This is a genomic window from Sphingobacterium sp. lm-10 (genome assembly GCF_023554555.1).
GTDB lineage: Bacteria > Bacteroidota > Bacteroidia > Sphingobacteriales > Sphingobacteriaceae > Sphingobacterium.
This window is the reverse complement of sequence record NZ_JAMJWC010000003.1, coordinates 179,779-186,613: the sequence shown is the minus strand read 5'-3', so window position 1 is coordinate 186,613 and position 6,835 is coordinate 179,779. Positions and strand designations below refer to the sequence as shown.

Below are 6,835 nucleotides of genomic sequence, written 5' to 3'. Positions count from 1 at the left end.
ATTTTCATGTTTACCACTCCCTAACTGCCTTATCCACAAGGAGATTTTTTTGAAAGAAAATCAGCTAATGCTTTTCATCCACCTCATCATCGAATAGTATTCGGTAGGCAGGCGTTTCAGTATCTTGGTGCTGACCTGTTTTATTCGCCCAGAAAAAAGCACCTAAAAAGAATACAGCAACCAATGCACTACAACCAATTAGTAAGAAAATGATCCCCATAGGATGTAAATTTTAGAGAAGTTTTCGCCGTTTTCCTAGCCAACGTGTGGTTAGGCTGGTAAAAGAAATAATAGTTACTGTACTTAGCGGCATCAAAATGGCAGCGAACAAGGGCGACATGGTACCCTGCACCGCAAAACTTAAGCCCACGACATTATAAAGGATCGATATACCAAAACTCAAGCGAATCACCCAAACCGCATCCTTTGCAAAATGGAAGAAGTCTGGTAGACGATTAAAGTTAGCACCATCTAGTATGGCATCACATCCTGGAGAGAAGTTGTTGATATCGTCACTCACAGCAATGCCTACGTGTGCTTTTCGCAATGCCCCTGCATCATTAAGTCCATCACCTATCATAGCCACACACCGCCCCTCCTGTTCCCAATCGGAAATTCTTTGTAATTTATCTCCAGGATGCTGATTAAACAGTAAGCTAGCATGATCTGGAAAAAGCAAAGTCATTTCCGAAAGATGTCTTTCATTATCTCCAGATAATAAATGCAATTCGTAGTCTGGCGACAAACGCTGTAAAATAGCCCCTAAATTAGGTCTCCAAGATTGCTCTACCTGAAAAATTCCCCTCACGTCTCCATCAATTTGCACATAAACCACCGTGCCTTCTGCATTAACTTTCGCACCTATATAACGAGCACTTCCTATTTTTAGCAGCAAGCCGCCACACTGGGCTGTGATCCCTTGTCCCGCGATCTCTTCGAATGCATCCACTCCTATATAACTCTTTTTATTTAGGTATTGAACAATCTGACGACTTAGCGGATGCGAAGAATGCCGACATACAGAAGCAAGCGCTATGGCTTCTTCATCGGATAAACTGCCCTCCCACCGCATCCGCGCAGAGGAGGGTGACGAGATGGTGCCGGTTTTATCAAACACCAGGCAATCGATCGCTGCCATTTGTTCTATAGCACTTGCATTCTTGAGGTAAAATCGGTTCTTATCAAAAATGCTTAATGCCGCCGACAACGTAAATGGCGAGCTTAATGCCAAAGCACAAGGACAAGCGATAATCAACACCGCTGTCAGTGCCGCCCAAGCATAATACGTGTTGCCGAGCGACCACCAATATACCCAAGCCGATAAGGCGACTAATACCAAACCGACCGTAAAGTATTTACTGATAAATCCAACAAAAGTGCGGTATTCTTTTGGTTGCGCTTCATCCTGGTCATTGTTCCAAAGTCGAGTCAGGTAACTTTGAGATACCGGTTTCATCACCTCTAGCTCCATCGCCTCCCCCATCTGCCGCCCGCCAGCATAAATCATCTCCCCTAATCCTTTATGAATGATCTTGGATTCTCCGGTAACGAAACTAAAGTCAACGGCGCCTTCTCCTTTCAAGAGGATGGCATCGGCTGGAATAATTTCATTGTGCCGAATCCAGATTCGATCTCCAATCTTTAGTTCTCCTAAAGGTATAGCTCGTTCGTCTCCATGATGCAACACGGTAACTGCAACCGGAAAATACGAACGATAATCCCGCTCGAAAGACAAGTGGTGATAGGTACGTTGTTGCACCCAACGACCAATCAGAATAAAGAACACCAAACTACATAAGGTGTCGGCAAACCCCGGACCGGTGTGGAGCAATACTTCGACTGCGGTACGTAGAAAAAGCACTAAAATCCCTAAAGCCAAGGGAACGTCCAAATTCAAACGCGCTTGTTTTAAACTGTGCCAGGCGGAGGTAAAATAGCCGGATGCGCTGTACAAAAATACCGGTAATGCTAATAGTAGATTGAGGTAGCCAAAGTAATGCGAATAGGTTTTTTCGAAAGAAGACATTCCAAAATAATCCGGAAAGCTCAGCATCATGGAGTTGCCAAAGCAAAAACCTGCTACCGCTATTCTTGCAATCAAATCTCGTTGATCCACCTTTTTATTTTCCTGCACCACATCTTGCAACGTGATTTTGGGTTCATATCCTATCGAAATGAGCAATACGACTAACTCACGTAAGCTGATGATTGCGTGATCGAAAACGATACTAACCTGCTTTTTCATAAAATCAACCTGTCCGCGAGAGACACCTTTATGAATACGATAAAGGTGCTCTAAGAGCCAAATACAGGAACTACAATGGATCGCTGGAATGTAGAAAGTAATTATGGATCGCTGCTCATCCATATAATCTAGCAGCTGTGCGACAATCTTTGGCTCATCAAGATAAGTCAAATCAGTAGCTGGAGTACTACGTTGAGATTTTCCGGGGAATGCGTTGTACTTATAATAACTATCCATCCCATTCTCATGCATAATTTGATAGACTGTCTGACAGCCCAGACAACAAAATTGTCGACCTGCTAATCCGTATGGAACCGGGCCAATGCTATCTCCACAATGATAGCATGCTTGGTCGATGTGTATTTCAGAAGACATGGAGAGTACGTTTTTTTAACAACCTAGACCGCTTGACTAAATCGAACGGACGATGCCTCTGTTTCCTCATGATGAAGGTATTCGTCAAAAGCAGTGCAAACATTTCGGATAAATGCTTTACCCTTCGGCGTAGCTGTCACTACATCTCCTTTTATACGCACCAGCCCATCGGCTCTTAAGGGCAAGAGACGTTTGTGGATTTTATCGTTCTTGTACACGTCGTTTTTATCTAATATAGCCTTTTCGCGGCACATCATTTCTAAGATATAACGACGCGATTGCTCATCGTCTGTAGATAATAAGTGTCCACGCATTATGGGCAACTCCTCCTTATTTAATAGACGGTAATATTCTTCCACGGTTTTCACGTTCTGGGCATAAGCCGACCAGGCATCGCTAATGGAAGATACGCCCAAACCTATTAATAGTGGGGTATAATTGTCTGTGTAACCCATAAAATTACGGTGCAGTTTACCATTTTCTGCGGCTAATAGCAATGAATCTCCCGGTAAGGCATAGTGGTCCATCCCCACTTCCTTATATCCTGCTTTTACGATCATGGCCTTACCCAATTTATACAAATCCATTTTCTCTTTGCCTACCGGCAAATCTTGTTCGGTAAAATATCTTTGGCCGGGCTTGATCCAGGGCACATGTGCGTAGCTATAGAAAGAAATTCGTTCTGGCTTCATGGATAGCGCAACCATTAACGTGTCGAATACAGAATGTAACGTCTGCAAGGGCAAACCATAGATCAAATCAAAATTGATCGATGTATATCCAATGGAACGGGCTTGGTCCATCACGCCTCGAACATCTTCTATGGTCTGTTTACGATTGATAACACGCTGCACGTCGGGATTAAAATCTTGAATACCCAAACTTAGACGACGAAACCCTACCTCATATAACATGGAAAGATGCGCTGCAGACGTATTCGCAGGATGTGCTTCAAACGAGAAGGACGGATTCTCATCTAACGTGTTGCCTTCTAGCACCGCAGCAATAAGCTGCCGCAAGTTTTCTGGCGCAAAAAAAGTAGGCGTACCGCCGCCGAGATGTATTTCCTTAATATGTAACGCTTGATTACCAAGAATTGAACGATACAGTCGCCATTCTTGAATCAACGCGTTAATATATGGCTCCTCTACTTGGTGATTTTTGGTAATACGGGTATTGCAGCCACAATACGTGCATAAACTTTCACAAAACGGAAGATGAATGTAGATACTGATGCCTTGCGTTGGGTCACGGTAAAAATTTTTCTTCAACTGACCAATCCACCCCTGTGTGCTAAAACCGGCCTCATTCCAACAAGGTACGGTGGGGTAGCTGGTATATCGTGGTGTGCTAACGTTATATTTATCGATGAGCTGATTTAGATTATTGGGCATCGGTTAGTCCTCCTTTCTGTATTTCATCATGGCTTTTTTTCGCGCAATCCATGCGGCATTGGCATGCTTTTCCGGCGCAACCGCCAGCCATCCAATTACTCAAATTTTGTACGACCTGAGCTGCTATACCATCAGGGGTTTGATTAGCAAAAGGGGTATTAGCCACATGCATTTTGAGTATGCCTGCCGCAAGGAGATCAATATGGGTTGTGGAGGTACTACGCGTAATAATACTTCTCACGCCAAGGGAGTAAAGGTTTTCCAATGATTGTCGATCCAGCACATCCCGATCAGAGATAACAATTACTTCCTTACCTTCCACAAAATGCATGGTATCTGTAGTCAATGGATTGGAAATGAACGTAAAATCGTGGACTTTTGAATTGGCTTTGGTGAGCAGCTCTTTCTCCTGCTCCAATATACTGTAGGCAATAACTCTCATATCTTTGTTCGGTATATTTAGATGATAAACAACTACGAACAAAGATACCGGACAAGAAGAGGTGCGCTGATGCAGTACGTCAGCAAAAAATATGATCTTCGTCACCTATTGGTGACCTAAAAAATCGCTATTGTTTTATACGTTGAAGTTGCCGCACTGATGTGATGACAATAGCATTGCCGTCTTTGCTGATTAATTTTTCGTCTTTGAAGTCGGCCAGCATTCTACTAATCGTTTCGTTGGCCGTACCGGCCAATGCGGCGAGATCCTCACGAGAGATACGGATGATACATTGATCCTGCTGAGGAGCCGTTTTTTCGGCAACCTCAATCAATGCGTTGGCTACGCGCTTGCGCACAGTATCATAAGCGAAGCCCAACATCTGCTTCTCCTTAAGTTGTACATTCCCAGAAAGCATCCGGATAACCTGCGCCGCTAAAGCAGGCTTTCTGTACATCATTTCAAAAAAAGCCTCTTTGGGAAGAAGCGCCACTTCGACATCTTCTAAAGCAACCGCATTGTCGCTATAGACCGTATTGAGCAAGGGAGATTCGTAGCCAAAAAGTTGCTGCTCCGTAAGGATAGCTGTAGAAAGCTCCCTACCATCAACATAGCTCAGGAAGGTGCGTACTTTACCTTTTAGCACATAATAGATAAAGTAAGGTATATCGCCCACTTCATAAAGCATTTGCTTTTTCTTTACGCGCTTAATACGTGCTTCTCCTACCATCTGATCCAATAGAAGTTCTTGTGCAAAATCATCCTTTTGCTCCGCAACGACCTTATCCGAGAATTGCGCTCTCTTTTTCAACCGAACATCGATTGCATTAAGCAATTCAACATCGTCAAAAGGCTTGGTCAGGTAATCATCTGCCCCCATTTCCATCGCCTTACGGATATCAGCGCGTTCCGTCCTCGCCGTAAGGAAGATGAAAGGAATGTTTTTAGTGGCGGGATATTTCCCCAACATATACAATACACCATAACCATCTAGCTCTGGCATCATGATATCGCATAAAATGAGATCGGGCACCTGTGCCAATGCCAGATCCACTCCTTCCCGACCATGAGCTGCAGTCAGGACATGATAATGACCCGTAAGCTCTAAAATTTCGGCAGTGCTTTCTCGAATCTCCACATGATCTTCAATGATTAGTACCTTCTTATTTGCTGTCATGTTATGTATTGTTTTCGGAAAAGGTCATGCTAAAGGATGCGCCGTGATGTAATTTTGACCAATACATTAGCGTGCCATCCATCAATTCTACATATCGTTTTACGATGTTAAGACCCAAGCCTGTGCCGGGAATGCTGCCGGTATTGTGTGCTCGGAAAAAGGGTTCAAATAAGCTTTGCTGCTCTTCCTGCGGAATACCAATACCGTTGTCTTTGACCGTGACGACGCATTGATGTGCATTGATTTCGGTAGAAAATTCAATGTACGTATCTTCTCCCGAATACTTAATGGCATTGGAAATTAGGTTGATAATACTGTTCTTTAGCAGATGAGGGTCTAATGGAAAGGAGCCTTCCGAACCGGTGTGCTGGTAAACAATCAACTGGTTCTTTTTACAGATCAACTGCATTTCCTCTGTAATTTCCTCTGCCAACTGCACCAGATTGACGAGACGCTTCTCCACACGCACCACACCTGCCTCCAGCTTCTCCAGCGATAGAAAATCGTTCAAAATGGTATTGAGCAATTGAACAGAGCCTTTTATACGGGTAGTGTGTTTGGCTACGGCTTCGTAATCTGGCTTTTGCATGTATTTGTCGATCAGCGAAGCCGAAAGCTGTACTGAACTTAAGGGCGTACGAAATTCATGAGAAGCCATGGAAACAAAACGAGACTTGAGCTGATTGAGTTCCTTTTCCTTCTCCAGCGACATACTCACCTCCTGCTTTGCCTCCTCCAATTGGGAAACCAAGCTGATCAGATCTTTGGTACGATCGCGCACTTTCTCTTCCAACCCCATGACATGTTGCCGCAATTGATCTTCGGCAGCTTTCTCTCGCGAAAGGTCATGGATAAAACCTGTAAATATTTTACGATTCTTATAAAATACTTCATTCACCGCCAGGCGAAAAGGAAATGTAGTACCATCCTTCCTTCTGCCCAACACCTCTCTTCCTATGCCGATAATCTTGCCGTGGCCTGTACGTTCATAATTTTGTATGTAGGAATCGTGCTTTCCACGATCGGGTTCTGGCATCAGCATCCTAATATTCTGTCCTACTACTTCTTCTGTGCGATAGCCAAATAGGGCTAATGCAGCAGGATTGATCGATTCGACCAGTCCACGGCTATCGATGGTAATAATACCATCAATAGCGTTTATGATGATCGCTTCTAATAGTTTTGCGTTATCCACAGCAAAG

6 protein-coding genes are annotated in these 6,835 nt (G+C 43.9%); all 6 read right to left on the bottom strand.

What is annotated here, in order from left to right:
• Window positions 1–64 precede the first annotated feature (64 nt).
• On the bottom strand, window positions 65–220 hold the full coding sequence (ccoS, locus tag M8998_RS15440; protein ID WP_249994451.1) for a cbb3-type cytochrome oxidase assembly protein CcoS: 156 nt from the start codon (window positions 218–220) through the stop codon (window positions 65–67).
• Between the two features lie 12 nt (window positions 221–232).
• Window positions 233–2,620: a heavy metal translocating P-type ATPase gene (locus M8998_RS15435; protein ID WP_249994448.1), complete on the bottom strand. Its 2,388-nt coding sequence runs from the start codon at window positions 2,618–2,620 to the stop codon at window positions 233–235.
• 23 nt (window positions 2,621–2,643) lie between these two features.
• Entirely contained in the window at window positions 2,644–4,014 is a 1,371-nt protein-coding gene (hemN, locus tag M8998_RS15430; protein ID WP_249994446.1) for an oxygen-independent coproporphyrinogen III oxidase, read from the bottom strand.
• A complete protein-coding gene (locus M8998_RS15425) occupies window positions 4,004–4,456 on the bottom strand; it encodes a Rossmann-fold NAD(P)-binding domain-containing protein (RefSeq protein ID WP_249994444.1) in 453 nt (150 codons plus the stop codon). The genes hemN and M8998_RS15425 overlap by 11 nt, the downstream gene beginning before the upstream one ends.
• A gap of 127 nt (window positions 4,457–4,583) precedes the next feature.
• Window positions 4,584–5,633, bottom strand: a complete 1,050-nt coding sequence (locus M8998_RS15420) for a response regulator (RefSeq protein ID WP_249994441.1) — start codon at window positions 5,631–5,633, stop codon at window positions 4,584–4,586.
• A gap of 1 nt (window position 5,634) precedes the next feature.
• Window positions 5,635–6,828, bottom strand: coding sequence for a PAS domain-containing sensor histidine kinase (locus M8998_RS15415; protein WP_249994438.1), 1,194 nt, complete (start codon window positions 6,826–6,828; stop codon window positions 5,635–5,637).
• Between the last annotated feature and the right edge of the window lie 7 nt (window positions 6,829–6,835).